Raw genomic sequence first — 24598 nt, 5'->3', positions numbered from 1 at the left:
TGTCGGATACCAGACCCTCAACCGCCGACAGGCACGATGGTTCAATCCGGCTTCAGCGCCGCCGCCGCTGCAAATGGCCCCACCGCCAGCGCCACCAGGCTGGCCGCACCGAGCAGGCGGAACGCGCCCGCCACATCCGATCCCACCCCGAAGATCAGCACCGGCAGCGCCAGCGGCAACACGATCAACCCGGCCAGCGCGCCGCCACCGCGCAGGCCGGCCGTGAGCGCGGCGGCCACGACGCCCAGGCTGGCCAGTGCCGGCGTACCGAGCAGCAGCGCCAGGCCGATGCGCAGCCCATCTTCACTGTTCATGCCCAACAGCACGCCAGCCACCGGCAACGCCGCCAGCAACGGTAGCGCAAAGCCCAGCCAGTGCGCCATGATGCGCGCCGCGCACACCAGTTCCAGCGCGATGCCGCGTGCGATCAGTTGATCGATGCTGCCATCTTCCACGTCGGGCGCCAGCAACGTCTCCACCGGCAGCAGCGCCGCCAGCAGCGCCGACACCCAGATGATCCCCGGCGCAATCCGCGCCAGCAGCCGCGCATCCGGCCCCACCGCGAACGGAAACAGCGCGGCAGCGAGCACGAAGAACATCACCGGCAGCCACAAAGCCGGCGAGCGGGCGATCAGCAGCAGATCGCGGCGGACCAGAACCAGGAACATCAGCCGATCCGCACTTCGGCGGCATCGGCAAGCCCAATGTCGCCATGCACCGCCGCCACCACCAGGCCGCCCGCCGCCCGGTGCGCCGCCATCGCATCGGCAAGCAATTGCGCCGAAGCCGTATCGAGGCCGGCGGTCGGCTCATCAAGCAGCCAGCAATCGGCGCCGGCGGCCAGCACCCGCGCCAGCCCGGCCCGCCGCCGCTGGCCGCTCGAAAGATGCCGGCAGGGCACGTCCACCAGCGCCGCCACATTCATCGCATCCATCGCCGCCGGCAACCGCGCCAGACCATCATCAAGCCGTGCCCAATAGGCCAGCTCGCTGCCCAGGCTCTGCCGCGGCTTCAACGCCACGTCATGCCCCAGATAGGCCCGCCGGCCGCCGCCGCGCACATCGCCAGCTTCCGGCCGCAACAGGCCGGCGAGCAGCCGCAACAGCGAGGATTTGCCAGCGCCATTGCGCCCGGTGAGCAGCAGCGCCCCGCCGCGCTCAACCCGCGCGCTGAGGCCTTCGAACAGCAGCCGCTGCCCGCGCCGGCAGGCCAGATTGTCAAGAACAAGCGCTTCGACCACGTGCTTCGCTTAATGGCTCGCTCCGGCTTCGTCACCCCCGTAGCCTGCGCAGGCGTGACGCAGGCGGCAAATCCGGTTAAAGGCGGCGCCATGACCGCTCCGCGCCCGAAACTGTCCACCACCAGCAGCATCGCCGTCAATTTCGGCCCGCTGCTGCTGTTTTTCGCCGGCAGCAAGGCCGGCAAGGCGCTGTTCGAGCGCGGCGACCTGCCCGGCCTGGCCGATACCGACGTGGCCAGTGCGGTGATCGGCACTGGCGTGTTTGTCGTGGCGTCGGTGGTTGCGGCACTGTGGCATTATGCCAAGACCCGCCACCTGCCGGCCGCGATGATCTTCACCACGGTGGTGGTCGTGCTGTTCGGCGGCCTGACCATCTGGTTGCAGGACAAGGCGTTCATCCAGCTCAAACCCAGCATCATCTATGGCGTGTTCGCGGCGTTGCTGCTCGGCGGGCTGGCCACCGGCCGGCCGACCCTGCAACTGGTGATGGGTGATGCCGTGCCCGGCCTGACCGATCTGGGCTGGCGGCTGCTCACCCGCAACTGGGCGCTGCTGTTCCTCGCGCTGCTCGCCGCCAACGAAACCGCGCGACGCATGCTCAGCTATGATGACTGGCTCAGCTTCAAGGTATGGGGCGTCACCATCGTCATCTTCGCCTTCACCATGGCGCAGACGCCGCTGCTGGTGAAACACGGGATGAAGCTGGACTGACCGGGCTCACTCCCCCAGCAGGTCGTGCCGTTTCAGGCAGTGGCGCAGCTGGTCATAGGTCAGGCCCAGGCCGGCGGCGGTGCGGCGCTGGTTGTGGCGGTGCTTTTCCAGCGCGCCTTCCAATATCTGCTTTTCATAGGCCGCCACCGCGCCGCGCAGATCGGTGATGCTGTCCAGCTGCGTTGTCGGTGCGGCTGGGGCTTCGGCGGCCGGTTCGGCGCTTGCGACCGCTGCAGCCGCCCGCTGTGACGTCTTCATCGGCTTGGGTCGCCACGGCGATTCGAACGGATCGATCACCAGTTGCCCGATCGGCCGATCGGCATCGCCCCAGCGGTACAGCGCGCGCTCCACGACATTTTTCAGCTCACGGACATTGCCCGGCCAGTGCCAGCTGATCAATTGTTCCTGCACGCGCGGGGAAAAGCCCGGAAAGCGCGGCCAGCCCAGTTCGGCGGCCATGCGGCGCGCAAAATGCATGGCCAATATGTCGATATCCTCGGCGCGCTCGCGCAAGGGCGGCAAGGTGATCACTTCAAAGCTCAAGCGGTCGAGCAGATCGGCGCGGAACCGCCCCTGCTCGACCATTGCCGGCAAATCCTCATTGGTGGCGCCGACCAGCCGCACATCGACATTGATCAGCTTGTTCGACCCCAGCCGCGACAGCTCACCATATTCGACCACACGCAGCAGCCGCTCCTGCGCCTGGCTGGACAGCGTGCCGATCTCGTCCAGGAACAGGGTGCCGCCATCGGCATCCTCGAATCGCCCGGCGCGCGCGCGCTGCGCGCCGGTGAAGGCGCCGGCTTCATAACCGAACAATTCGGCATCGATCAGATTTTCCGGCAATGCCGCGCAGTTCAACGACACCAGCGTCTGCGACCAGCGCGGGGACAGGCGGTGCAGGCGATCGGCGATCAGCTCCTTGCCGGTGCCGCGCTCCCCGATCACCAGCACCGGGCGGTTGAGCGCAGCCGCCGCCGACGCCTTCTCGACGGCATCGAGGAAGCTGAACGAGGTGCCGATCATCTGTGCCGGAGCAGCCATGCCGCAAAGTTGGCATATTTTCCCAACTCTTGGCAATAATTGCGCGAAACTATTTGCCGCGCCGGAGGCCAGTGCCATATTTATCAGGCACTTGGCAGCGCAAATCCACTTGGCACGACCCCTGCAATACACCTGGCATGAGCGGCACCCGCTGCGACAACCAAGCCAAGGAGACAAGAAATGACCATCAACTTCCAGAACATCGGCCGCAACTTCGTCGCGGTGCTGGCCACCGTGCTGATCGGCTTCACCTTCATCGGCGCCGCCACTGGCCCGGCGATGGTGACGGCGGCTGCAAACAGCGATATCGTTGCGTGACGAACGCGGCGATGGTCGGGGACTTGGTTCCGGTGCACCGCCCGCTCGCTACGGAACCGGCCCCGATCACTGCAAACGCTTCCTACCTACAGGCTGCCAAGTTCGAATTTCTGGAGATCAGACCCATGGGCATTTTTTCGCGAACCCGCGATATCATCGCAGCCAATGTGACCGACCTGCTCGACCGGGCTGAAGACCCGGCCAAGATGATCCGCATGATCATCATGGAGATGGAGGAAACCCTGGTGGAAGTTCGCGCCGCGGCCGCCCGCACCATCGCCGATCAGAAGGAAATGAAGCGCGCGATGATCAAGGCGAACCAGGCCGTGCAGGACTGGCAGGACAAGGCCGAACTGGCGCTGTCCAAGAACCGCGAAGATCTCGCCAAGGCCGCGCTGACGGAGAAGAACAAGGCCAAGGCCTTCATCGATACCACCCAGGCCGAGGTCGATCTGCTCAATGAAACGTTGGCCCTGAACGAGGCCGACATCGCCAAGCTGGAAAGCAAGCTGCGCGAAGCCCGGTCGCGCCAGAACGCGCTGTTCAACCGCATCGAAAGCGCCACCCAGCGCTCCAAGCTGCGCGAGATGATCCGGGGGCCGCGCGTCGAAGAGGCCTTCAGCCGCTTCGAAGTGCTCGAACGCCGTGCCGACATGGCCGAAGGCCGCGCCGATGCGCTGGCCCTGGGCGGTCCGGCCGACGTGCGCAGCCTGGCCGACGAGTTCGCATCGTTGCAGACCAACGATGAAGTTGACGCCGAACTGGCCGCCATGAAGGCGCGCCTCGGCAAGTCGGAAGGTTGATCGCCATGGAAGAGATCATCGTCCCCGTCGCCATCGTTGGCATGCTGTTCATCGGTCTGCCTGCCATCATCCTGCATTATCTGACCAAGTGGAAAAGCCAGACCGGCATTTCCAGCCAGGATGAAGCCCTGCTCGATGAATTGCACGATCTTGCCCGCCGCCTCGATCAGCGCATCGAAAGCGTGGAGCGCATCGTCGCGGCGGAGAACCCCAACTGGAAAGACAATCGGGTGACCGATCTTTCCGAACAACGCCGGCAGCTGCGCTGATCCGACATCCATAGCCCTTGGGGCCAAAAGGAGGCCAAACATGAGCCGCCAGTTTCTTCTGAACAAGCCCGCCGGCAAGATCATGGGCGTGTGCGCCGGCATCGCCGACTATTTCGGCTGGGATGTCACCATCGTCCGCATCGCCTTCGTGGCGGCCGCCGTGTTCGGTTTCGGCTCGCCGGTCCTGATCTATCTCGTCATCGGGCTGGTCGCCAATTCGATCCGCTGATCCACAGGCCGCCGGGGCCGCGCTCGTCTGCGCCTTGGCCAACAGGGAAGACCATCATGTCTGCCAGCCGCACCAAATTCTACCTCGACAAGCGCAACGGCAAGATCATGGGCGTTTGCGCCGGCATCGCCGATTATTTCGGCTGGGATGTCACCATCGTCCGCATCGGCTTTGCGCTGGGCGCCATCATGGGCGGCGGTTCGACCATCCTGGCCTATCTGGCCATCGGCTGGATCGCCAATGCCAAGCCGAACACGCTGTATGACCAGAGCCCCGAGCGCGTGGAATTCTGGCGCGACGTGCGGGTGGCGCCCAAGCGCACCCTGCGCGATGTGAATTCCCAGTTCCGCGACGCCGATCGCCGCCTGCGCGATCTGGAATATTATGTGACCAGCGACAGTCGTCAGCTGGCCGACGAAATCGAAAAGCTGCGCTGAACGGCGCGAATCGGGGGAGATTCACCATGGAGACCGGAGGCCCGACCTTTATCCTGGCCATCGTTGCGATGAGCTTCGTTGCCTGGATCGTCACCACCCTCATTCGCGCCCGCCACGGCTATCCGCTGGAGGATGAATGGGGCGGCAAGACCCACAAGCATGGCACTGGGCCAGATCCGGAACTGGCCCGCCAGAACCAGTTGCTGGCCCAGGAAAATGATCTGCTGCGCGGCAAGATCGGCCGGCTGGAAGAACGGTTGTCGGTGCTGGAACGCATCGCCACCGATGCCCCGGCCCGGCTGACCGCCGAAATCGAAAATCTGCGTTGAGGGACCGCACCATGAGCGAGAATGCCATTTTTGCCCTGATCCCGATCCTGGGCGTGTCCATCCCGATCTTCGGCATCCTGCTCACCGGGTTCCGGCGCTGGGCCGATCTGAAGGAAAAGCAGTTGCAGCTCACCGCGTCGGCCACCGCCGAACAGGCGGCGCAATATGCCAGCCGTGTCGCCACGCTGGAAGAACGCGTCGCCGTGCTCAACCGCATCGTCACTGATCGCAACGAAGGCCTGGCCGTGCAGATAGAAGCCCTGCGCGATACGCCCAAGCAATTGAACTGAAAGGCGGACGTCCGATGGCCGTGAATCCTGAAAATCTGGCGATCATCGCCGAGCAGATTGGCCCCCTGATCGCCACGGTCGGCGTGGCCGGCGTCGTCGGCTGGGTGGTCACCACCTGGATGAAGATCAAGAACGGCTATCCGCTGGAAAACAGCTGGGGCAAGCCGCTTTATCCCAACGGCGGTGGCGAAGCGATGGAACGCATCCGGCTGATCAGCCAGGAAAACGCCCAGCTGCGGGCCGAACTGGGCAGCATCAAGGATCGCATGGCGGTGCTGGAACGCATCGCCACCGACAAGCCGACCATGCTCGCCGCCGAAATCGAAGAACTGCGTGACCGGAAATTGAACTGATCCCACCGGCCCGACAGGCCAGCAAAGGATATCGCAATGAACCCGTTTGAGATGGTGGTGATGATCGTGCTGATCGTCACCATTGGCCGAGTGTTGTCCGGCCGCATGGGCAACCGCACTCGCCATATGCTGAAAAATGGCCAGCAGCCCGCGCCCGACAATGGCGAGAATCTGCGCCTGCAATCGGAAGTGGCCCGGCTGAACGATCGCATCCGCGTGCTGGAGCGGCTGGCCACCGATCCGGCCAAGCGCCTCGCCGACGAAATCGACTCCCTCAAGGACAAATGAGCCCAACCGCCAGGAAAGGAGACGGACATGCCCCCGCCAGTGCCTTCCGCTGAATATCTGCTGATCCTGTCTGGCGCTGCCCTGATCGGCATTGCCATGCTGGGCAGCCTCGCCGCCTGGAGCTGGGCCGGCTGGCTGAAGCTGAAAACCCGCGAAATCGATGCCCGGCCGCGCAATACCAGCGAGGATCTGCCGGCGATCAGCCAGCGCATCGATCTGGCCGATCTGAAGGAGCGCATCCGCAAGCTCGAAGCCATCGCGGCAGGTGTCGATCTCTGAACCGGTCAGGCCCTGGGGTTGACCAGCACGGCCTTGCGCCGCAAGAACCGCGGCCATGGCCATCACCACCTTTGCCGATATCGAGGCTGAGTTCGAAGCCTTCGACGATTGGGACGACCGTTACCGGCTGATCATCGCCCTGGGCCAAGCCCTGCCGGCGATGGACCCGGCCCTGAAAACCGACGCCACCAAGGTGCGCGGCTGTGCCAGCCAGGTGTGGCTGCACCCCAGCCACAATGGCGATGTGCTGCGCTTCGCCGCCGACAGCGACGCCGCCATCGTCAAGGGCCTGGTGGCGCTGGTGCTGATGCTGGCCGATGGCCGCCGCCCGGCCGAGATTGACGCCGCCGCGATTCTGGCGCGGCTCGATGGCCTGGGCCTCGCCAAGCATCTTTCGTCGAACCGCACGCAGGGCCTGGCATCGATGATCGGCCGCATCGACGCGCTGGCTAAGCAGTGCGCATGACCAGCTTCGCCGATCAGGTTGGTCAGTTCATGGGGCCCTTTGTCGGCCGGGTGCCGCACAACAAGCGGCTGGGGCTGCGCTTCGTGACCGCCGGCGACCGCTGGGTGGAACTGCAAATGCCGTTCGCGCCGCAGCTGCTGGTCGATCCCGATCATGGCATCTGGGCATCCGGCCCGATCTTCACGTTGATGGACACGGCGGTCGGCATGGCATCGATGCTGGCGCGCGGCGCGTTCGAACCGCACGCCACGCTCGATCTGCGCACCGATTATGTGCGCAGCCCGAAGCATGAAGCCACGGTGACGGCGCGCGGCGAATGTTATCGGATGACGCGCCAGATCGCCTTCGTGCGCGGGCTGGCCCATGATGGCGATCCGGCCGATCCGATCGCGCATGTCGCGGGCACCTTCATGTTTGCCGCATCGAAACTGGCACCAGGGTGGCAGGGATGACCAGCCCGATCCTTGCTGCTGCCCTGAAGGGCCCCGCCGGCCGGCTCGACATGCTGCCCTATGCCGCGCTGCTCGATCTGTCATTCGAGCGCGTTGGCGAAGAATTGCACCTGATCATGCCGTTCGACGAGACGCTGATCGGCTCGCCGGGCCGGCTGCACGGCGGGGCGATTGCCGGCCTGCTCGAACTGGTCGGGCTGCTGACCGTGATCGCCGCCCAGCCCGACGGTGAAGCGCTGCCGCGCGTGCGCCCGGTGACGGTGACGGTGGATTACATGCGCGAAGGGGCGATGCTGGAAAGCCGCGCCACCGCCAGCATCACCAAGCTGGGCCGCCGCGTGGTGAATGTGCAGGCGCAGGTGTGGCAAGCCAGCCGCGACAAACCCATCGCCGCAGCGCACATCAATTTCGTGCTGGATTGGCCCCAGATGGCTGAGCCGCTGGAGCCAGCGCCCTGACCGCCGCTGCGGTCGAATTGCTGAACAGGCCATCGATGCCGGTGGCCAGAAACACCCGGATTTCCGCCTCGACATCGCCGCGGCCCTTCGGGTCACTGCCGGCCTTCAGATCGGCTGGCACGAAGAAATTTTCCGGCCGGAACGTCCACGGGTGGACCTGCAAGCCGGCGGCATGGGCATCGGCCACGAGATTGGTCGGCGCGGCCAGTTTGCCGGCAGCATCGCGCGGGATGATCATCGTCTTTTCCGGGCCGATGCCGAACGCATAGCTCGCCACGCCGGCCAGGCCCGCCGGCGTCGCCAGCGCCGCATAATCATGGCCATCGGCCGATGTGCCGGACGGTGCCATCAGCTGGATCAGGCGGACGCCGGTCTGGGCCTTCAGCGCCTTGAGATTATCGATTTCAAAGCTCTGGATGAACACTGGCGCGGCGGCCGTGGTCCAGCCCGCTGCTGCCAACTGCTTCAGCAGCACCGGCTCGATGGGCAAGCCCAGCGTGCGGAAATAGCTGGAATGCTTGGTTTCGGGATAGATGCCGATCGTGCGCCCGGTGCGCGCGGTGGCCGCCTTGGCCAGCGCGATGATTTCGCCCAGCGTCGGGATTTCATATTGGCCATCATAGGCCGTGTTGGCGGGGCGCAACTGCGGCAGGCGCTCCCTGGCGCGCAGCGTCTTCAATTCGGCCAGCGTGAAATCTTCGGTGAACCAGCCGGTGATGGTTTCGCCATCGATGGTCTTGGTCGCCTTGCGGGCGGCAAATTCTGGCCGGCTGGCGACATCGGTGGTGCTGCCGATCTCGTTCTCGTGGCGGGCGACGAGCTGGTGATCCTTGGTCGGCACCAGATCGGGTTCGATATAATCCGCGCCCTGTTCGATGGCGCGTTCATAGGCGGCCAGCGTGTGTTCGGGCCGCTCCGCACTGGCGCCGCGATGCGCGATGATGATCGGCGGCCCTGGCGGCGGCACGGCTACAGCTTTGGGAGGCGGAGCAGCAGCCATCAGCAGCATCACCATCGGCAGGAGGATCGAACGCATCATGCCTTACGCCTACGCGCCCCGCATGACAGAAAAAAGACCTCAGCAGGCCAGCCGCATTTCGCCGCGAACCTTGTCATAGGTGACGCTGGTGCAGCTTTGCGCCTCCAGCTGGGTGCGCGACAGGGTGAGCACATAGATCGCCTGGCGCTGCTTGCCGCTGCCGGCGCGCACCACGATCTCGGCCGGATCATCATCGGCATCGGTGATCGCTTGCTGGCCATCCGCCAGTTGCGCGGTGCCGTCGCGCCGGTCCGTCACACGCACGGAAATCTCGCTGAACCGGAACGGCCCGATGACCAGCGGCGCATCGAGCACCAGCCGCCGCACCGGCCGGCGGACGCCGAACAAGATCTCTTCCTCCCAAGGCTCGCCGACCAGCCGGCCGCCCAAGGCCGCCGTCAGATCGGCACCGACCGCGGCCGACGCCAGCGGCAGTCGCATGCGCCCCTGCACATCCACCGACAGGCCAAAGCCATAGCCCTGCCCGCGCACCGCGCCATAGCTGCCGCTGCTGTTGTCGCCATAGAGCGGCAAGGCAAAGGTCGGGCGTGTGCCGGGCTGCAATTGCACGGTCACCACACCATGCGGCAGCGCCATTGGCCCAATGCTGCCTTGTTGCGGCAGCGGCGCAGCGCCTGCAAACCAGAACATGCGCTGCTTGAACCGTTGGCCGTCCAATTCGATCTGGCCGACGGCGTTGCGTCCGCTGAGCAGTTTGCTGCGACCGATCTTCACGTCGGCCTTGCCGAACAGCCCGCCCGGCTTGATGCCGAGCCGCGCCACCATGCCAGCGTTGAGCGTGATGCGATCGACCCCGCCGGTGGCGATCGACAGGGCGACCGGCTGCCCATTGATGGTCACCGGGATCGGTGCATCCACCGGCAGGGGGATCGCCGCCGGTGGCGCTGCACCCAGCAACAGCAGCGCCAGCAACGGTAGCAGTCGAACCATGGTTCAGGGGCACCAGTGGATATCGATGTCCATATCCAGTTCAGCGAGCAGGCGCCCGATCGGCAATTTGCTGGAGGCACCCTGCTTGATCGCCTGCTCCACCGTCTTGCGCTTGGCCTTGCCGCTGAGCACCAGCGTGACGACGCGCGCCGTCGCCAGCGTCGGCCCGGTCAGGGTGACGCGCGCCACCGGGGCTTCGGCGGGCAGCGGATCGGGGCGCACGCCGATGGCGCGGCGCGCCTTGGGGCCGGCAATAGCGGCATCGAAATCCGGGCCGGGAAAGATCGAGGCGGTGTGGCCATCTTCGCCCACGCCCAGCCAGGCGACATCGAGCGGGAATTCCAGATCAGCCAGCCGTTCATCCGCGGCGCGCCCGGCCATCACCGGATCCTTCTCGCCCGCCGTCAGCGGCACGACGCGCGCCTTTTTCGGCAGGAAGATCTTCGCCAGCATGCCGGCGTTGGACAGCGGATCGGTGACGGGCACCAGCCGGTCATCAGTCGGGATGATCGTCACATCCGCCCATTCGATCGGCATGGCGGCGAGTTTCTTCAGTGCCAACATCGGCGTGCTGCCGCCGGGAAAGGCGACGATGGCGCGGCCACGGGCTTCCAGCGCCTGGCCGATGATATAGGCAATGTCGCCCGCAACCGCCTCGGCCATCTCCTCGGCGTCGTCATAGTCCCACCATTCGGCATCAATCACGGATTCTCTCCAACAGGCACGGTATAATTGAGGGCAAGCCGGCCGCCGTCGGCATAGAGCGTCTCGCCGGTAATGTAACTGGCCTCGTCGCTCAGCAGGAAAGCGGCAATGGCGCCGATCTCGTCCGGTTCCCCGGCGCGGCCCAGCGGCGTGCGCGACAGGATCTGGTCACGCGCCGCAGCATCGGCCATCACGGCGTTTTTCGCCAGTTCGGTCAGGATCGTGCCCGGCCCGATACCGACCACGCGGATGTTGTGCGGCGCCAGCGCGACGGCTGTATTGCGGGTGAGCTGGTTCAGCCCGCCCTTGGCGACATTATAGGCCAGCAGCGCCGGGATAGTGAGCAGCGCGTTGACGGACGACATGTTGACGATCACGCCGCCGCCGGCCGCGATCATGTGCGGCACCGCCAGTTGCGTGGCGTGGAAGGCGGCGGTCAGGTTGGTGGCGATCACCCGATCGAACTGTTCCGGCGTTTCGCTGAGGATATCGCCCTTCGGCGCGATGCCGGCATTGTTGACCAGGCCATCGAGGCCGCCAAAGCGCGCGACCGTGGTCGTGATGGCGGCGGCGATGGCATCCCGGCTGGTCACATCGCAATGCACGAACGCCGCGCCCAGTTCGGCCGCCCGCGCTTCGCCTTCGGGCAGCACATCGGCAAGCATGACATGTGCGCCTTCCGCCACGCAGCGCTGCGCAATGGCCAGGCCCAGCCCGCGCGCCGCGCCAGTGACGAGGATGCGGCGGTTGTGAAGGCGGGCGGGGTCCATGCGAGCGGGTTAGCGCAGTTAGGGAACAGGCGCGAGAGGATCAGCTCCCAAAAAACACCAAGTCATGCTGGCGGAAGCCAGCATCCATCGTGGTGACGGGCACGGCTGTGGCGACGATTGGCTCTGGCGGCGCAATGGATGCTGGCCTGCGCCAGCATGACTGGTTCCTTGTGGAGAAATCGGTCTCCTGATGACCGATCACTCCGTCAATTCGTTCCAGGCGTCCTTCAACTTGTCGAAAAAGCCTTGCGCTTTCGGCGTGTTGCGCCCGCCTTCGCTGGTTTCGATCGTCTGGAATTCCTCCAGCAATTCGCGCTGGCGCTTGGTCAGCTTCACCGGGGTTTCCACCTCGACCTGGATGACCAGATCGCCGAAACCGCCGCTGTTGAGCGCCGGCATGCCCTTGCCGCGCACGCGGAACTGCTTGCCGGTCTGGGTGCCGGCCGGCACCTTGATCACGGTCTTTTCGCGATCCAGCGCCGGCACATCGATATCGCCGCCCAGCGCTGCCGTGGTGATCGACAGCGGCGCAATCGCGAACAGGGTGGTGCCATCGCGCTTGAAGATATCGTGCGCCTTCAGATGCACGAAGATATACAGATCGCCCGCCGGGCCGCCGCGCGTGCCGGCTTCGCCTTCGTTCGCCACACGGATGCGGGTGCCATCATCGACGCCCTTGGGCACATTCACATTCAGCGTTTTCTGCTTTTCCACCCGGCCGGCGCCGCCGCAGCTGGTGCAGGGATCGGCGATGATCTGGCCCTGGCCATGGCAGGCGGGGCAGGTGCGTTCCACCATGAACAGCCCCTGGCGCATGCCGACCCGGCCGTTGCCGCCGCAGGTGGTGCAGGTGCGCGCCGTGGTGCCGGGCTTGGCGCCCTGGCCGCCGCACGGCTCGCACGTGGCGGCGACATCGATGGTCAGCGTCGCCTGGCGGCCGTTGAACGCCTCTTCCAGCGTCATTTCCAGATCATAGCGCAGGTCAGACCCGCGCGCCGGCCCGCCGCGCCGGCCACCGCGCTGGCCGCCACCCATGAATTCGCCGAACACGCTTTCGAAAATATCGGCAAAGCCGCCGAAATCCTGCGCGCCGCCGCCGCCGCCACCGCCGCCCTGGCGGAACGCAGCATGGCCGAAGCGGTCATAGGCCGCCCGCTTCTGCGGGTCCTTCAGCACGTCATAGGCTTCGCTGATCGCCTTGAACCGCTGCTCGGCCACCGCATCGCCGGGATTGCGATCCGGGTGATATTTCATGGCGAGCCGGCGGTAAGCGGATTTCAGCGCCGCCTCATCGGCACCGCGCTCCACTTCGAGCAGTTCGTAAAAATCGATTTCGGTTGCCATTTACGGCTCCCCTCCCGCTTGCGGGAGGGGCTGGGGGTGGGCTCGTGCCGCCCGGCACCAACTTCCCGTCCCGATTCCCGATCCCACCCCCGACCCCTCCCGCAAGCGGGAGGGGAGACTGTTCTGCATTCGCACGGCTGGCTCGAATCGCGCAGCACGGCCCTCCCGCCTGCGGGAGGGCCGCTGGAACTTACTTCTTGCCTTCGTCCACATCCGTGAACTCGGCATCGACCACATCATCGGCCTTGGCGGCATCCGGTGCGGTCTGCGCCTCGGCGGCCTGTTCGGCCTGATAGATGGCTTCGCCCAGCTTCATGGCGACCTGGCCCAGCGCCTGCACCTTGGCGTTGATCGTGTCGGCATCGCCCGAATCCATCACCGATTTCACGTCGGCAATGGCGGATTCGATGCTGGTCTTCACATCGCCGGCCAGCTTGTCGCCATGTTCCGCCAGCTGGCGTTCTGTGCTGTGCACCAGGCTGTCGGCCTGGTTGCGGGCTTCGGCGGCGGCGCGGCGCTTCTTGTCTTCCTCGGCAAAGGCCTCGGCATCGCGCACCATCTTGTCGATATCGGCGGTCGAAAGCCCGCCCGACGGCTGGATGCGGATCTGCTGTTCCTTGCCGGTGCCCTTGTCCTTGGCGTTGACCGAGACGAGGCCGTTGGCATCGATGTCGAAGGTGACTTCGATCTGCGGCACGCCGCGCGGCGCCGGCGGAATGCCGACCAGATCGAACTGGCCCAGCATCTTGTTGTCCGCCGCCATTTCGCGTTCGCCCTGGAACACGCGGATGGTCACCGCCGACTGGTTGTCGTCGGCGGTGGAGTACACTTGGCTCTTCTTGGTCGGGATGGTGGTGTTGCGATCGATCATGCGGGTGAACACGCCGCCCAGCGTCTCGATGCCAAGGCTCAGCGGGGTGACATCGAGCAGCAGCACGTCTTTCACGTCGCCCTGCAGCACGCCGGCCTGGATGGCAGCGCCCATGGCGACCACTTCATCGGGGTTGACGCTGGTGTTCGGCTCCTTGCCAAAGAGTTCCTTCACGAAGGCCCGCACGCGCGGCATGCGGGTCATGCCGCCGACCAGGATCACTTCATCCAGATCGCCCGGCTTCACGCCGGCTTCCTTGATGGCGTCCAGGCACGGCTTGCGGGTGCGCTCGATCAGATCGAGCACCAGCTTTTCCAGATCGGTGCGGGTGATCGATTTCACCAGATGCTTCGGGCCGTTCTGATCGGCGGTGATGAACGGCAGGTTCACTTCGGTGGCCGCCGAAGACGACAGCTCGATCTTGGCCTTTTCCGCGGCTTCCTTCAGGCGCTGCAGGGCCAATTTGTCCTTGGTCAGGTCGATGCCTTCGGCCTTCTTGAAATCGGCCGACAGGAATTCCACCAGCTTGGCATCGAAATCCTCCCCGCCCAGGAAGGTGTCGCCCGAGGTGCTCTTCACTTCGAACACGCCATCGCCCAGTTCGAGGATGGAGATATCGAAGGTGCCGCCGCCCAGATCGTACACGGCGACGGTGCGGGCATCATTCTTCTTGTCGAGGCCATAGGCCAGCGCTGCCGCCGTCGGCTCGTTGATGATGCGCAACACTTCGAGGCCGGCGATCTTGCCGGCATCCTTGGTGGCCTGGCGCTGGGCGTCGTTGAAATAGGCCGGGACGGTGATCACCGCCTGCGTCACGGTTTCGCCGAGATAGGCCTCGGCGGTTTCCTTCATCTTTTGCAGGATGAAGGCGGAAATCTGCGACGGGCTGTAATCCTCGCCGCCGGCACGCACCCAGGCATCGCCATTGATGCCGCGGGCGATCTCGTAGGGCACCAGGCCGGCATCCTTGGCAGTGAGCGGATCATCAAAGCGGCGGCCGATCAGGCGCTTCACGGCAAACACGGTGTTGGACGGGTTGGTCACCGCCTGGCGCTTGGCCGGCTGGCCGACGAGGCGCTCACCATCCTTGGTGAAGGCGACCTGGCTCGGCGTGGTGCGCGCGCCTTCGGCATTTTCGATGACTCGCGGTGCAGAGCCTTCCATCACGGCCACACAGCTGTTGGTGGTGCCCAGATCGATCCCGATTACCTTTGCCATGATCGGCACTTCCTTCATGTTGCGGGCCCGTCCCCATACGCCCCACAAGGGCAGCGCGGCAGGATCGTCCCTGGTTGATCTTGTGGCCGGTGCCCCAGCCTGTTCATCTCACTTCCGCGATATAGGGAGCGAATCCGGGGCTGCAAGACAGCGCCCATGCGATTAACGGAAGTGATGATGGCCAATCATGATGACTCTGTGCCGCAGGTGCGCCCCCTGACGGCCGGTGAAATGGCACTTGCGGCGAGTGTGTTCGGCACCGCGCTGGATACGGCGCGGGTGACCGTGCGCCGCACCAAATGGTGGGCGCTGCACCCGTGGTGGGTGACGATGGCGCCCGATGGCCATATCTGGTGCCATCCGAACGGCCCGAACTGGTGCGCCGATTATGCCGCCACCTCGCCGGGGTTTCAGGCGCATTTCATCCACGAGCTGGTGCATGTCTGGCAGGCGCAGGTTGGCGGCCATCTGGCCCTGCGCCGGCCACCGTTCGCGCGCTATCGCTATGCCATAGTGCCGGGAAAGCCCTTCACCCGCTATGGCCTGGAACAGCAGGCGTGCATCGTGGAGGATGCGTTTCGGGCGCGGTTGCGCAGCGACGATGCGGCTCTCGCGCAGCTGGCACCGATGCTGCCGTTTTCCGGTTGGAACGTGGCGTAGGTCGCAAACTGACAAACGGGGACGTCTGCAATGGGGTGGATTGCAGGCTGGCAGCTTTTGCGTGACTGAAACGACAGCGCCGCCCGCCGCAGATTGGCAAGCGAACGGCTTTAACCGACCCAGTTTCAGTCGTTCGTCAAACTATCGCTCAAAGGCGGCTTCCGCCAATTTCGGCCGTTGGCATTCCTGGGAGCTGCCCATGGATATGGCAGCTAGACTGGCTTAGGTGCCGAAATCGGCCGCTCAATCAAAGCTGGACAAGCGGCCCCACGAACTGCATAGTGTTTTGGCGGGTATTCTGCGCGATTTTCGCAGAGACTCGATGAATATCGGAAATGAGCATGATAGTTGATCTTACCATTGGCAACTTTCGTTCGTTCCGAGACGAGCAAACGCTGAGCATGGTCGCAGAGGGATCGCGAGCGCGCCATTCCTCAAATTTTTCGCTAATTGAGGACGAGCGCTACGCCGTGCTGCGCTCGGCGGGCATCTTTGGCGCCAATGCCTCGGGCAAGACCAACGTGCTTCGTGCCTTAGCAGCTATCCGGTGGTTAATCGTGTCTTCGGCCGGTCGCAAGGAGTCACAGCCGATCCTGCCTTACGAGCCCTTTCGACTGTCTCGCACGCAAATCGAGCGCCCGGTCACGTTCGAAATCGAATTCGTCGTCCCGACCGGCGCTCGGTATCGCTACGAAGTCGCATTCGTTGGACATCGGATTATCGAAGAGCGCCTGATTTCATTTGCTCGCCGGTCGCGCGCTACCCTCTTCGAGCGGCTTGCGGACGACACGTGGGAAACTATCAAGTTCGGCGGGACGTTCAAAGGGGGGACTCGCAAGTTTCCTTTCTTCGAAAATGCCGCGTATTTGTCGCGCGCTGGGAATGACGCCTCGTCACCTGAATTCATGCGAGAAATTTATAGATATTTCGAAAACCTCCAATACATCTCCGCTGGGAATGGCATGATATCGCTATCTCGCCTAGCGTTGAATGATCCTAAGATGATGCATGCAGTAAGCGAACTGCTCTGCCTTGCAGATACTGGAGTAAGCAAGGTTACAGTTGAAGAAAACGAATCTGCAGATGATATTCGTCTTCCTGAAAATATTCCAGAGAGCTTGAAAGAAGCAATTCTTGCTCAGAACCGTATGGTTGCCAAATTCTGGATGAAGTCAGGCTCCGGCGATCCTGTGTCTTTCGAGGCTGATGATATGTCTCATGGCACTAATCGTCTGTTCGACCTTCTTCCCGTGATTTTAAGGGCACTCGAGGATGGGTCCGTGCTCGCGTTCGACGAGATTGATGCGCACCTCCACACTGACCTCGTCAATCTCGTTCTACAGCTGTTTCACGACCAGGAAGTGAACATCAAAGGCGCGCAGCTTTTCTTCTCGACTCATGATACCAATATTCTAGATGCAGCCAATATGCGACGCGACCAGATCTGGTTTGTAAGCAAGGACGACGGGATATCCACACTTAAGAGCCTCAGCGAATATGACAAGAAGTATGTCCGTCAGGATAGTCCGTTCGAGATTTTTTACCGCGATGGACGGCTCGGCGCATTACCCCGCGTTTCGTATAATAAGGTTAAGAAGGTACTGATCGAAACTCTCGACGCTATGCGCACGTGACATTCGATGCCTAAAAAACTCAAACCCGCGCGGCTCAAACCACTCAAGACACTACGTATTTTTTGTGAAGGTGAGCGTACTGAGCCCAATTATCTGAAAGGCTATATCGCTACGCTGGATAGTCATGCACGCAAGTCTGTGGTCGAGGTGGAGAAAACCCGCAAGAACACCGCGCTTCAACTAGTGGAGGAAGCGATTAACTTTAAGAACTCTCTGGCCTCACTGCCAGAGGATGAATTCTGGGTCGTTTATGACCGGGAGTCTGCAAGTAAATACCCTGACGTCCTTCACGCCAAGGCTCGCGCCAAGGCCGAAAAGGCAGGCGTAAACATCGCCCTCTGCAATGTCTGCTTCGAATATTGGATTCTTATTCATCTCGTCGATACTGACGCTCCGTTCGTGAGTTATGACGACCTAATAGGCACCAGCAGGCTTCGGGCAGAGATGCAAGCGCAATGCGGTTGCGACTATAAAAAATCCGAGCGCTCGATCTTTGACTTGCTTGAAACACGTTTACCAAATGCGCGCGCCCGGGCGCAGCGATTGAATGCTAGGGGTCTACAGAATGCGCAGGCTGGACGTGACCAGCCGCACCATATTAACCCCTACGTGGGCGTCGTCGACCTCCTTGATGCGATTGATGCATTCGATTGAGTGGCATCCTTGAGATCGACCCTCGAAGTCGACAATAGTTCGTTTGCATTTTTATGTGATCAACCGATATCTGAGCGTTGACCATTCTAGCCATTCGACGATGAAGCATCGGCACCCGCGTGATTGTAAGCTTCGTCCGAAAGCCGTCATCTGGCGATAACGTCGCAAATGTCCGCATCGAACCAATTTTCGGTTGCACAGCGGCCGGTTGAAGAGAAACGACCAGCTGCTTCCAATAAGCGTCCAATTGGGCGTGAAAGCCTGACGTTGGTGCGAATGCAGCCGTTCGGCATCATAAGACCATGACCTAAGGCGCGCTCACCTCGATCAGCAGTTTGCCGAAATTGCCGCCGGTATAAAGCTCGCGCACCGTCGCAACGGCGTTTTCCAGGCCCGGCCTTATATCCTGCAGTGTCTTGAGCTGTCCGCCCAGCATCCACCCCGCCAGCGCCGCGCCGCTTTCGCCGAAGCGCGGCGCGAAATCGGTGACGATGAAGCCGCGGATGGCCAGCCGGCGCATCAGGATCATCGTCCAGAAACCGGGCTCTTCGGTGGGGTTCACATCATTGTAGGTGGAGATCATCCCGCACAGCGGCACGCGGCCGAACAATTTCATGCGCTTCAAAACCTCGACCATGATCGGGCCGCCGACCTGTTCGAAATTGATGTCGATGCCGCCCGGTGCCAGCCGGTCGAGCGCCGCGCCGACGTCCTCGGCCTTGTAATCGATGGCCGCATCGAAGCCGAGTTCGTTCACCACATAATCGCATTTGGCCTGGCCGCCGGCGATGCCGATCACCTTGCAGCCCTTGATCTTGCCGATCTGGCCGACGATCTGCCCGACCCCGCCGGCTGCCGCCGACACCACCAGCGTCTCGCCGGGCTTGGGCTGGCCGATATCGAGCAGGCCGAAATAGGCGGTCGGCCCGACCAGCGCCAGCGTGCCATAGGTGGCGGCGAGCGGCACGCCGGGCAGTTCGGGCAGCGGCGACAGGAAGCTGCCATCCGACAGTATGTGATCGGCCCATTCGCCCAGGCCCGCCATGATCTGGCCCACGGCGATGCCCGGTTTGCGGCTGGCGATCACCCGCCCGCACACGCCAGCGCGCATCGGCGCCCCGATGGCGACGGGGGGCATGTATTGCTCCATGTCGCTCATCCAGATGCGGTTGGTGGGATCGAGGCTGATGTAGATCACCGCCAGCAAGATCTGCCCGTCGGCCAGATCGGGCAGGGTTTCGCTGACCAGTTCCAGATCGCTGTCGGCGATATCCCCGACCGGACGGCGTGCAAGTTTCCAGACTTTGCGAATCATGATGATCTCCCCTGATTGGTGCTTGCGATCTCGGCCAGAAATTCGCTCAGCGCGGCCGCCACCACCGGTTCGGCCAGCGTCGGCGGATGGCCGACGCCCGGCACCGTCACACAGCGCAGGCCCGGCAGCCGCCGCGCCATCTGGTCTTGCGTGGCCGCCGACAGCACATCGGATCGTTCGGCGCGGATCGACAGCACCGGCAGCCCGGCCAGGCTGTCAAACGCCGCCCAATCATCGGCGCCGGCATCACCGTGCGGCAGCCGGAACGGTTCGGCGATGCGCGGATCATGATCGAGGATGATGCGCCCCTGCGGGCTGATCCGGCACAGCCGCTTGGCAAAGGCCAGCCAATCATGCAGCCCCCAATCCGGGTAGATGGCGGCGTTGCGATCCGCCAGCTCGCGCGCCGCGTGCACCCAGGTTGGCCAGTTGCCGCCACGCCCGACATTGGCGCGCAGCCGCGCCAGCCCCTCGGCCTCGATGGTGGGGCCGATGTCGTTCAGGATCACGCCGGCCATCGCCGAACGGTGTGCCGTGGTCAGCCGCAGCGCCAGCAGGCCGCCCAGCGACGAGCCCAAGGCCACGAAGCGCTTTACCCCGGCGGCTTCGAGCAATTGCGACAGATCCCGCAAATAGGTGAGCGAGACATAGGACAGCGAATCACGTGCCCAGCCCGATTCGCCGCGCCCGCGCAGATCGACCGCGATGATGCGCCAATCGGCCCCCAGCGTCTCGGCAAGATGGCCAAAATCGCTGGCATTGCGGGTCAGCCCCGGCAGGCACAGCAAGGCAGGGCGCTGTTCCGGCACGGTTAGTGCCAGATGATCATGCCAGCACAGCCGCACATTGTCTGGCGACCAGACATGGCCGGGCTGCCAGCCGGCGGCGGGCATCAATCGAGACGAGGCAGCAGCGGACGCCATGGTTTTGACTCTGACTCAACTGCCGCGCTATAGGAAGCCATTACCGTGGGGGTAAGGAAGAACAAAGACCGTGGCAACGCGCGCATTCGATTCACGTCCGTCTGTTGAAGGCCGCACCGGTGGCCGCACGTCTGGCCGCAACGCGGCGGCCGCCGCATCACGCGCGCCCGACATGCGCGCGCGCCGCTATGATCCCGGCGAAACCAAGGCGCGCGTGCTGGCCGCGGCCCATATGCTGTTTTCGCGCCAGGGCTTTGCCGCCACCGGCACCGCCGACATCGCCCGCGAGGCCGATGTGTCGGAAGGCTCGATCTTCTATCACTTCGGTTCGAAGAAAGCTTTGCTCGAAGAGCTTGGCCGCCGCCACGGCGACATGATGATCGCCGCAATGGAAGCCGGCTATGCCCTGGAAGATCTGGAACCCGGCATCATCATCCCGCGCGTACTGCAATTCTGCCGCGACAATCTGATGTGGGAAGGCATGGACAGCGATTGCGCCGAATGCGGCCCCAAAGCAGCAATGGCCAGCAATCCCGATGCCGAGCCCTTCTATCACGCCGCCAAGACCGCGACGGTGGAATGGATCAACCGCCAGATGCAGGCCGCCATGGCCAAGCGCGGCATCAGCGGTGTGGAAATCGATCTTGCCGCCAGCTTCACCCACCACGTCGTTGGCGATGCCATCGATCTGTGGCTGTGCGCGCCCACGCCCGAGGAAGCCGATCGCGTCCAGCGTGAGACGGTACGATTTGTGCGCGCGGCCTGCAATTACGTGGTGGATTGACCGCGCCGCTGTGCCCATAAGCTGCGGGCATGACCGACGTTCAGCCTGAAACCGCCATCTTGTCGCTTGGGGCCGATTTCTTCGATCCGGTCGAGGCGGCGGCCTTCCCGCAAACAATCCTGCGGTTCCGCAATGATCGCGCCGCGGCCAGTGTCGGCCTCGATGGCCTGACCGACGCGCAGTGGCTGGCGCATTTCGGCCGTTTCGCCGTATTGCCTGGCAACCTGCCGCAGCCGCTGGCGCTGCGTTATCACGGCCACCAGTTCCGCACCTACAATCCCGATCTTGGCGACGGCCGCGGTTTCCTGTTTGCGCAACTGCGCGACGATCAGGGCCGGTTGATGGACCTGGGCACCAAGGGCAGCGGCACCACGCCATACAGCCGCGCCGGCGATGGCCGCCTGACGCTGAAGGGCGCGGTGCGCGAAATCCTCGCCACCGAAATGCTCGAAGCGCTGGGTGTGAACACCAGCCGCACGTTCAGCGTGATCGAAACCGGCGAAAAATTGATCCGCAACGATGAACCCTCGCCGACGCGCGCGGCGGTGTTGGTGCGCCTGAACCACAGCCATGTCCGCTATGGCAGTTTCCAGCGCCAGGCCTTCCACAAGAACCGCGATGGATTGCACGCGTTGGTGGATTATTGCCTGACCAACCTGGCCCCGCGGGCCAGCGGCCCGACTCCGGTGGCGGCGCTGATCGATCATGCCGTGCAGGGCGCCGCGCGGTTGGCATCGCAATACATGGCGGCCGGCTTCGTCCACGGCGTGCTCAACACCGATAATATCAACATCACCGGCGAAAGCTTCGATTATGGCCCCTGGCGCTTCGCCCCGGCCTGGGATGCCGGGTTCACCGCGGCCTATTTCGATCATTCGGGCCTCTATGCCTTTGGTCGTCAGGCCGAAGCGCTGCAGTGGAATGTCTATCAATTGGCCAACGCGCTGCGCCTGATCGCCGAAATCGATGAATTGAAGGGCCCGCTGGAAACCTATCCGCAACGCTACCGCGCGGCGCTCTGCGATGCGGTGCTCGGCCGGCTGGGCGTGCGGCGGCTGGGGGCGGAGCGGGATGAGGCGCTGGTCGATGCCATCCAGACCGCGCTGGTGGCAACCCAGATGGACCCGGACCGCTTCTTCTTCGACTGGCGCGGCGGCGCGCGGCGTGGCGCATCTGCTGCCGAACATCATTACAGCCACGACGCCTTTGCCGACGTGATCCGCTTGCTGCCCGACTTTGCCACCGCAGCGCCCACCCACGCTTATTGGGCCGATGATGCGCCATGCACCATGTTGGTCGATGAGGTTGAAACCATCTGGGCGGCGATTGCCGAGCATGACGACTGGGCGCCCCTGCACGCCAAGGTCGCCGCGATCCGCCGCATGGGTGAGGCGCACCGCCATTCCCTCTCCCCTTGAGGGAGAGGGCGAGAGACGCCGGAGGCGGCCCGGGGTGAGGGGTTGCACAAGTGGCCACCCGCGCACCCCCTCACCCCGCTCGCCTTCGGCGAGTCGCCCTCTCCCGCCCAAAAGCCCTTGGGGGGAGAGGGAAGTGCTTACCGCACCAGCATCGGCCCCAGCGGCTTCCCGCCGAACAGATGCACATGCAGATGCGGCACCTCCTGGTGTGCATCCAGCCCGGCATTGGCCAGCAGGCGATAGCCCGGCGCCTCCAGCCCCAGCAGCCGTGCCACCTCCCCCACCGCGCGCACAAAGCCGACAATCTCGGCCTCGCTGGCGCCTGCCGAAAAATCCGCCCAGCTGCGCCACGGCCCCTTGGGGATCACCAGCACATGCACCGGCGCCTGCGGGTTGATATCGTGAAACGCCAGCGCGTGGGGCGTTTCATGGACGCGTTTGCACGGGATTTCGCCGCGCAGGATGCGGGCAAAGATATTGTCCTTGTCATAGGCACCCAAGGCTTCCACTGGCATCACATGGCTCCGGATTGTTGCGCGCCCTTGCTAACACCGCCAGCCGGCCGCCGCCAAGGATCGCCTGATGCCCACCAGCGACGAAGATTATGTCTATGACGAAGCCAGCGGCGAATGGCTGCCGGCCAGCGCGGTCAACACCGCGGCCGCAGCGACGGACGTGGTTGAAGTACGCGATGCCGTCGGCAATCTTTTGGCCGACGGCGATCAGGTGACGTTGATCAAGGATCTCGACGTGAAGGGCGCCGGCCAGACCCTGCGCCGCGGCACCTTGATCAAATCCATCCGGCTGACCGGCGACCCGCAGGAAATCGACTGCAAATATGATGGCATCAAGGGCCTGGTGCTGCGCGCGGAGTTTGTGAAGAAGCGTTGAGGCGCGCACCTGCTTGACGATGCGCCAGCCGCGCTCTACGGCAATGGCAAGGCTCGCGCCCGTCCTGGTGTGCGACAACGGCCTTCCACCCTGATCACCACTGCCGGAGCCCAAGCGCCCGTGCCAAGGGAAGTGCGTATATGCACCTGCAAGAACTCAAGAAAACCCCGCCGGCCGAACTCGTTGCCATGGCGGAAGAAATGGGCGTCGAAAACGCCTCCACCATGCGCAAGCAGGATATTATTTTCGGCATCCTGAAGGCTGCGGCCGAAGCCGGCACCGAAGTGATGGGCAGCGGCACCATCGAAGTGATGCCCGATGGCTTTGGCTTCCTGCGCTCGGCGCAGTCCAATTATCTCGCCGGCCCGGACGATATCTATGTCAACCCGCAGATCCTGCGCCGCTTCGGCCTGCGCACCGGGGACACGGTGGAAGGCGAGATCAAGGGCCCGCAGAATGGCGAGCGCTATTTCGCGCTGACCCGGGTGACCAACATCAATTTCGATGATCCCGAAGCCGTGCGCCACCGGGTGAATTTCGACAATCTCACCCCGCTATACCCCAACGAAAAGCTCAATCTCGACATTTCCGATCCCACGGTGAAGGACAAGACCGGCCGGGTGATCGATATCGTCTCGCCGCTGGGCAAGGGCCAGCGCTGCCTGATCGTCGCGCCGCCGCGCGTCGGCAAGACGATGATGATGCAGAATATCGCCCGCAGCATCTCGGCGAACCATCCCGAAGTGTTCCTGATCGTGCTGCTGATCGACGAGCGCCCGGAAGAAGTCACCGACATGCAGCGCACGGTGAAGGGCGAGGTCATCTCCTCCACCTTCGACGAACCGGCGACCCGCCACGTGCAGATCGCCGAAATGGTGATCGAAAAGGCCAAGCGCCTGGTGGAGCACAAGCGCGACGTGGTGATCCTGCTGGACAATATCACCCGCCTGGGCCGCGCCTACAACACGGTGGTGCCAAGCTCCGGCAAGGTGCTGACCGGCGGGGTCGATGCCAACGCCCTGCAGCGCCCGAAGCGCTTCTTCGGTGCGGCGCGCAACATCGAGGAAGGCGGCAGCCTCACCATCATCTCCACCGCGCTGATCGACACCGGCAGCCGCATGGATGAAGTGATTTTCGAAGAATTCAAGGGCACCGGCAACAGCGAAATCGTACTCGACCGCAAGATCGCCGACAAGCGCGTGTTCCCGGCCATCGACATCGGCAAGAGCGGCACCCGCAAGGAAGAATTGCTGGTGGACAAGGCGACGCTGGCCAAGATGTGGGTGCTGCGCCGGATTCTGATGCAGATGGGCTCGACGGATGCGATCGAGTTCCTTTTGGATAAGATGAAGGATTCGGTGAACAACAAGGACTTCTTTGACGCGATGAACCATTGAGGGAGGCGGCGCGAAAATAGCGGAAGCTATTTTCCGACTCGCCGACCGGTCGGCCAGC

General features: G+C 63.8%; 33 protein-coding genes. 21 read left to right on the top strand and 12 right to left on the bottom strand.

Features of this window, described 5'->3' with window-relative positions; all coding sequences use genetic code 11:
* Positions 1-41: 41 nt before the first annotated feature.
* Positions 42-668, bottom strand: a complete 627-nt coding sequence (gene ccmB, locus AC6UUM_RS03340; protein ID WP_500803936.1) for a heme exporter protein CcmB — start codon at positions 666-668, stop codon at positions 42-44.
* The gene (gene ccmA / locus AC6UUM_RS03335; RefSeq protein ID WP_500803935.1) at positions 668-1240 is read right to left on the bottom strand and encodes a heme ABC exporter ATP-binding protein CcmA; all 573 of its coding nucleotides are present in this window, start codon (positions 1238-1240) and stop codon (positions 668-670) included. Before ccmA ends, ccmB begins: the two co-directional genes overlap by 1 nt.
* A gap of 90 nt (positions 1241-1330) precedes the next feature.
* On the opposite strand from ccmA, the gene AC6UUM_RS03330 reads away from it, so the two are divergent.
* Positions 1331-1951, top strand: a complete 621-nt coding sequence (locus AC6UUM_RS03330) for an inner membrane-spanning protein YciB (RefSeq protein ID WP_500803934.1) — start codon at positions 1331-1333, stop codon at positions 1949-1951.
* 6 nt (positions 1952-1957) lie between these two features.
* On the opposite strand, the gene pspF is transcribed toward AC6UUM_RS03330, so the two are convergent.
* Entirely contained in the window at positions 1958-2995 is a 1038-nt protein-coding gene (pspF, locus tag AC6UUM_RS03325; RefSeq protein ID WP_500803933.1) for a phage shock protein operon transcriptional activator, read from the bottom strand.
* Positions 2996-3175: 180 nt separating this feature from the next.
* Here pspF and AC6UUM_RS03320 point away from each other — a divergent pair, with 180 nt between their 5' ends.
* The 13 genes from AC6UUM_RS03320 to AC6UUM_RS03260 all read left to right on the top strand — a co-directional run bounded on the left by AC6UUM_RS03320 (position 3176) and on the right by AC6UUM_RS03260 (position 7966).
* Entirely contained in the window at positions 3176-3313 is a 138-nt protein-coding gene (locus AC6UUM_RS03320) for a hypothetical protein (RefSeq protein WP_500803932.1), read from the top strand.
* A 125-nt stretch (positions 3314-3438) separates the two neighbouring features.
* Positions 3439-4116, top strand: a complete 678-nt coding sequence (gene pspA, locus AC6UUM_RS03315; protein WP_500803931.1) for a phage shock protein PspA — start codon at positions 3439-3441, stop codon at positions 4114-4116.
* 5 nt (positions 4117-4121) lie between these two features.
* Complete coding sequence (gene pspB, locus AC6UUM_RS03310) at positions 4122-4385, top strand: envelope stress response membrane protein PspB (protein WP_500803930.1); 264 nt, start codon at positions 4122-4124, stop codon at positions 4383-4385.
* Positions 4386-4425: 40 nt separating this feature from the next.
* Entirely contained in the window at positions 4426-4614 is a 189-nt protein-coding gene (locus AC6UUM_RS03305) for a PspC domain-containing protein (protein ID WP_500803929.1), read from the top strand.
* Positions 4615-4670: 56 nt separating this feature from the next.
* On the top strand, positions 4671-5051 hold the full coding sequence (gene pspC / locus AC6UUM_RS03300) for an envelope stress response membrane protein PspC (RefSeq protein ID WP_500803928.1): 381 nt from the start codon (positions 4671-4673) through the stop codon (positions 5049-5051).
* A gap of 26 nt (positions 5052-5077) precedes the next feature.
* The gene (locus AC6UUM_RS03295) at positions 5078-5380 is read left to right on the top strand and encodes a hypothetical protein (RefSeq protein WP_500803927.1); all 303 of its coding nucleotides are present in this window, start codon (positions 5078-5080) and stop codon (positions 5378-5380) included.
* Between the two features lie 11 nt (positions 5381-5391).
* Positions 5392-5670, top strand: a complete 279-nt coding sequence (locus AC6UUM_RS03290) for a hypothetical protein (RefSeq protein ID WP_500803926.1) — start codon at positions 5392-5394, stop codon at positions 5668-5670.
* 14 nt (positions 5671-5684) lie between these two features.
* Entirely contained in the window at positions 5685-6023 is a 339-nt protein-coding gene (locus AC6UUM_RS03285) for a hypothetical protein (RefSeq protein WP_500803925.1), read from the top strand.
* Positions 6024-6059: 36 nt separating this feature from the next.
* A complete protein-coding gene (locus AC6UUM_RS03280; RefSeq protein ID WP_500803924.1) occupies positions 6060-6311 on the top strand; it encodes a hypothetical protein in 252 nt (83 codons plus the stop codon).
* Between the two features lie 27 nt (positions 6312-6338).
* The gene (locus AC6UUM_RS03275) at positions 6339-6590 is read left to right on the top strand and encodes a hypothetical protein (RefSeq protein ID WP_500803923.1); all 252 of its coding nucleotides are present in this window, start codon (positions 6339-6341) and stop codon (positions 6588-6590) included.
* Positions 6591-6645: 55 nt separating this feature from the next.
* A complete protein-coding gene (locus AC6UUM_RS03270; RefSeq protein ID WP_500803922.1) occupies positions 6646-7056 on the top strand; it encodes a SufE family protein in 411 nt (136 codons plus the stop codon).
* Positions 7053-7508 (top strand): PaaI family thioesterase, encoded by a 456-nt coding sequence (locus tag AC6UUM_RS03265; protein ID WP_500803921.1) that lies wholly within the window; start codon positions 7053-7055, stop codon positions 7506-7508. Before AC6UUM_RS03270 ends, AC6UUM_RS03265 begins: the two co-directional genes overlap by 4 nt.
* Positions 7505-7966, top strand: coding sequence for a PaaI family thioesterase (locus AC6UUM_RS03260; RefSeq protein WP_500803920.1), 462 nt, complete (start codon positions 7505-7507; stop codon positions 7964-7966). The genes AC6UUM_RS03265 and AC6UUM_RS03260 overlap by 4 nt, the downstream gene beginning before the upstream one ends.
* On the opposite strand, the gene AC6UUM_RS03255 is transcribed toward AC6UUM_RS03260, so the two are convergent.
* The 6 genes from AC6UUM_RS03255 to dnaK form a co-directional block, all read right to left on the bottom strand.
* On the bottom strand, positions 7911-9005 hold the full coding sequence (locus AC6UUM_RS03255) for a glycerophosphodiester phosphodiesterase (RefSeq protein WP_500803918.1): 1095 nt from the start codon (positions 9003-9005) through the stop codon (positions 7911-7913). The two genes, AC6UUM_RS03260 and AC6UUM_RS03255, sit on opposite strands and share 56 nt — an antisense overlap.
* A gap of 39 nt (positions 9006-9044) precedes the next feature.
* Positions 9045-9956, bottom strand: a complete 912-nt coding sequence (locus AC6UUM_RS03250; protein ID WP_500803917.1) for a hypothetical protein — start codon at positions 9954-9956, stop codon at positions 9045-9047.
* A 3-nt stretch (positions 9957-9959) separates the two neighbouring features.
* Complete coding sequence (pgl, locus tag AC6UUM_RS03245) at positions 9960-10661, bottom strand: 6-phosphogluconolactonase (protein ID WP_500803916.1); 702 nt, start codon at positions 10659-10661, stop codon at positions 9960-9962.
* Entirely contained in the window at positions 10658-11431 is a 774-nt protein-coding gene (locus tag AC6UUM_RS03240; RefSeq protein ID WP_500803915.1) for an SDR family NAD(P)-dependent oxidoreductase, read from the bottom strand. Before AC6UUM_RS03240 ends, pgl begins: the two co-directional genes overlap by 4 nt.
* A 198-nt stretch (positions 11432-11629) precedes the next feature.
* Positions 11630-12775 (bottom strand): molecular chaperone DnaJ, encoded by a 1146-nt coding sequence (dnaJ, locus tag AC6UUM_RS03235; protein ID WP_500803914.1) that lies wholly within the window; start codon positions 12773-12775, stop codon positions 11630-11632.
* A 190-nt stretch (positions 12776-12965) separates the two neighbouring features.
* The gene (gene dnaK / locus AC6UUM_RS03230; RefSeq protein WP_500803913.1) at positions 12966-14864 is read right to left on the bottom strand and encodes a molecular chaperone DnaK; all 1899 of its coding nucleotides are present in this window, start codon (positions 14862-14864) and stop codon (positions 12966-12968) included.
* Positions 14865-15038: 174 nt separating this feature from the next.
* Between dnaK and AC6UUM_RS03225 the strand changes: the two genes are divergently transcribed.
* The 3 genes from AC6UUM_RS03225 to AC6UUM_RS03215 all read left to right on the top strand — a co-directional run bounded on the left by AC6UUM_RS03225 (position 15039) and on the right by AC6UUM_RS03215 (position 17812).
* Positions 15039-15524 carry a vgr related protein gene (locus tag AC6UUM_RS03225; protein ID WP_500803912.1) on the top strand — a complete coding sequence of 162 codons (486 nt, stop codon included), beginning with the start codon at positions 15039-15041 and terminating at the stop codon, positions 15522-15524.
* 335 nt (positions 15525-15859) lie between these two features.
* Positions 15860-17158 (top strand): AAA family ATPase, encoded by a 1299-nt coding sequence (locus AC6UUM_RS03220; RefSeq protein ID WP_500803911.1) that lies wholly within the window; start codon positions 15860-15862, stop codon positions 17156-17158.
* 6 nt (positions 17159-17164) lie between these two features.
* Entirely contained in the window at positions 17165-17812 is a 648-nt protein-coding gene (locus AC6UUM_RS03215; RefSeq protein WP_500803910.1) for an RloB family protein, read from the top strand.
* 307 nt (positions 17813-18119) lie between these two features.
* Here the strand turns inward: AC6UUM_RS03215 and AC6UUM_RS03210 are convergent, their stop codons facing one another.
* Complete coding sequence (locus AC6UUM_RS03210) at positions 18120-19127, bottom strand: NADP-dependent oxidoreductase (protein WP_500803909.1); 1008 nt, start codon at positions 19125-19127, stop codon at positions 18120-18122.
* On the bottom strand, positions 19124-20050 hold the full coding sequence (locus AC6UUM_RS03205) for an alpha/beta fold hydrolase (protein WP_500803908.1): 927 nt from the start codon (positions 20048-20050) through the stop codon (positions 19124-19126). The genes AC6UUM_RS03210 and AC6UUM_RS03205 overlap by 4 nt, the downstream gene beginning before the upstream one ends.
* 70 nt (positions 20051-20120) lie before the next feature.
* Here AC6UUM_RS03205 and AC6UUM_RS03200 point away from each other — a divergent pair, with 70 nt between their 5' ends.
* Both AC6UUM_RS03200 and AC6UUM_RS03195 read left to right on the top strand, forming a co-directional pair.
* Positions 20121-20834, top strand: a complete 714-nt coding sequence (locus tag AC6UUM_RS03200) for a TetR/AcrR family transcriptional regulator (protein WP_500803907.1) — start codon at positions 20121-20123, stop codon at positions 20832-20834.
* Positions 20835-20863: 29 nt separating this feature from the next.
* Entirely contained in the window at positions 20864-22252 is a 1389-nt protein-coding gene (locus tag AC6UUM_RS03195) for a protein adenylyltransferase SelO family protein (protein WP_500803906.1), read from the top strand.
* A gap of 137 nt (positions 22253-22389) precedes the next feature.
* Here the strand turns inward: AC6UUM_RS03195 and AC6UUM_RS03190 are convergent, their stop codons facing one another.
* A complete protein-coding gene (locus AC6UUM_RS03190) occupies positions 22390-22767 on the bottom strand; it encodes a histidine triad nucleotide-binding protein (protein ID WP_500803905.1) in 378 nt (125 codons plus the stop codon).
* Between the two features lie 67 nt (positions 22768-22834).
* On the opposite strand from AC6UUM_RS03190, the gene AC6UUM_RS03185 reads away from it, so the two are divergent.
* Together AC6UUM_RS03185 and rho are read left to right on the top strand one after the other, a co-directional pair.
* A complete protein-coding gene (locus AC6UUM_RS03185) occupies positions 22835-23143 on the top strand; it encodes an alkylphosphonate utilization protein (RefSeq protein ID WP_500803904.1) in 309 nt (102 codons plus the stop codon).
* A 140-nt stretch (positions 23144-23283) separates the two neighbouring features.
* Positions 23284-24540: a transcription termination factor Rho gene (gene rho / locus AC6UUM_RS03180; protein WP_500803903.1), complete on the top strand. Its 1257-nt coding sequence runs from the start codon at positions 23284-23286 to the stop codon at positions 24538-24540.
* The last annotated feature ends 58 nt before the right edge of the window (positions 24541-24598 follow it).

Source organism: Sandarakinorhabdus sp. (assembly GCF_987265915.1).
The sequence above is the reverse complement of the archived record's forward strand: the minus strand, read 5'-3'. Positions and strand labels throughout refer to the sequence as shown.

Coding starts and splice junctions, on each gene's coding strand:
- AC6UUM_RS03320 (WP_500803932.1), top strand. CDS start 3,176: ATGACCATCAACTTCCAGAACATCGGCCGCAACTTCGTCGCGGTGCTG.
- AC6UUM_RS03330 (WP_500803934.1), top strand. CDS start 1,331: ATGACCGCTCCGCGCCCGAAACTGTCCACCACCAGCAGCATCGCCGTC.
- AC6UUM_RS03205 (WP_500803908.1), bottom strand. CDS start 20,050: ATGGCGTCCGCTGCTGCCTCGTCTCGATTGATGCCCGCCGCCGGCTGG.
- AC6UUM_RS03305 (WP_500803929.1), top strand. CDS start 4,426: ATGAGCCGCCAGTTTCTTCTGAACAAGCCCGCCGGCAAGATCATGGGC.
- AC6UUM_RS03240 (WP_500803915.1), bottom strand. CDS start 11,431: ATGGACCCCGCCCGCCTTCACAACCGCCGCATCCTCGTCACTGGCGCG.
- AC6UUM_RS03295 (WP_500803927.1), top strand. CDS start 5,078: ATGGAGACCGGAGGCCCGACCTTTATCCTGGCCATCGTTGCGATGAGC.
- AC6UUM_RS03210 (WP_500803909.1), bottom strand. CDS start 19,127: ATGATTCGCAAAGTCTGGAAACTTGCACGCCGTCCGGTCGGGGATATC.
- rho (WP_500803903.1), top strand. CDS start 23,284: ATGCACCTGCAAGAACTCAAGAAAACCCCGCCGGCCGAACTCGTTGCC.
- ccmB (WP_500803936.1), bottom strand. CDS start 668: ATGTTCCTGGTTCTGGTCCGCCGCGATCTGCTGCTGATCGCCCGCTCG.
- AC6UUM_RS03250 (WP_500803917.1), bottom strand. CDS start 9,956: ATGGTTCGACTGCTACCGTTGCTGGCGCTGCTGTTGCTGGGTGCAGCG.
- pspA (WP_500803931.1), top strand. CDS start 3,439: ATGGGCATTTTTTCGCGAACCCGCGATATCATCGCAGCCAATGTGACC.
- AC6UUM_RS03270 (WP_500803922.1), top strand. CDS start 6,646: ATGGCCATCACCACCTTTGCCGATATCGAGGCTGAGTTCGAAGCCTTC.
- AC6UUM_RS03285 (WP_500803925.1), top strand. CDS start 5,685: ATGGCCGTGAATCCTGAAAATCTGGCGATCATCGCCGAGCAGATTGGC.
- pspB (WP_500803930.1), top strand. CDS start 4,122: ATGGAAGAGATCATCGTCCCCGTCGCCATCGTTGGCATGCTGTTCATC.
- AC6UUM_RS03290 (WP_500803926.1), top strand. CDS start 5,392: ATGAGCGAGAATGCCATTTTTGCCCTGATCCCGATCCTGGGCGTGTCC.
- AC6UUM_RS03260 (WP_500803920.1), top strand. CDS start 7,505: ATGACCAGCCCGATCCTTGCTGCTGCCCTGAAGGGCCCCGCCGGCCGG.
- pspC (WP_500803928.1), top strand. CDS start 4,671: ATGTCTGCCAGCCGCACCAAATTCTACCTCGACAAGCGCAACGGCAAG.
- AC6UUM_RS03185 (WP_500803904.1), top strand. CDS start 22,835: ATGCCCACCAGCGACGAAGATTATGTCTATGACGAAGCCAGCGGCGAA.
- AC6UUM_RS03280 (WP_500803924.1), top strand. CDS start 6,060: ATGAACCCGTTTGAGATGGTGGTGATGATCGTGCTGATCGTCACCATT.
- AC6UUM_RS03275 (WP_500803923.1), top strand. CDS start 6,339: ATGCCCCCGCCAGTGCCTTCCGCTGAATATCTGCTGATCCTGTCTGGC.
- pspF (WP_500803933.1), bottom strand. CDS start 2,995: ATGGCTGCTCCGGCACAGATGATCGGCACCTCGTTCAGCTTCCTCGAT.
- AC6UUM_RS03265 (WP_500803921.1), top strand. CDS start 7,053: ATGACCAGCTTCGCCGATCAGGTTGGTCAGTTCATGGGGCCCTTTGTC.
- AC6UUM_RS03190 (WP_500803905.1), bottom strand. CDS start 22,767: ATGCCAGTGGAAGCCTTGGGTGCCTATGACAAGGACAATATCTTTGCC.
- AC6UUM_RS03195 (WP_500803906.1), top strand. CDS start 20,864: ATGACCGACGTTCAGCCTGAAACCGCCATCTTGTCGCTTGGGGCCGAT.
- AC6UUM_RS03225 (WP_500803912.1), top strand. CDS start 15,039: ATGATGGCCAATCATGATGACTCTGTGCCGCAGGTGCGCCCCCTGACG.
- AC6UUM_RS03215 (WP_500803910.1), top strand. CDS start 17,165: ATGCCTAAAAAACTCAAACCCGCGCGGCTCAAACCACTCAAGACACTA.
- AC6UUM_RS03255 (WP_500803918.1), bottom strand. CDS start 9,005: ATGATGCGTTCGATCCTCCTGCCGATGGTGATGCTGCTGATGGCTGCT.
- AC6UUM_RS03220 (WP_500803911.1), top strand. CDS start 15,860: ATGAGCATGATAGTTGATCTTACCATTGGCAACTTTCGTTCGTTCCGA.
- dnaK (WP_500803913.1), bottom strand. CDS start 14,864: ATGGCAAAGGTAATCGGGATCGATCTGGGCACCACCAACAGCTGTGTG.
- dnaJ (WP_500803914.1), bottom strand. CDS start 12,775: ATGGCAACCGAAATCGATTTTTACGAACTGCTCGAAGTGGAGCGCGGT.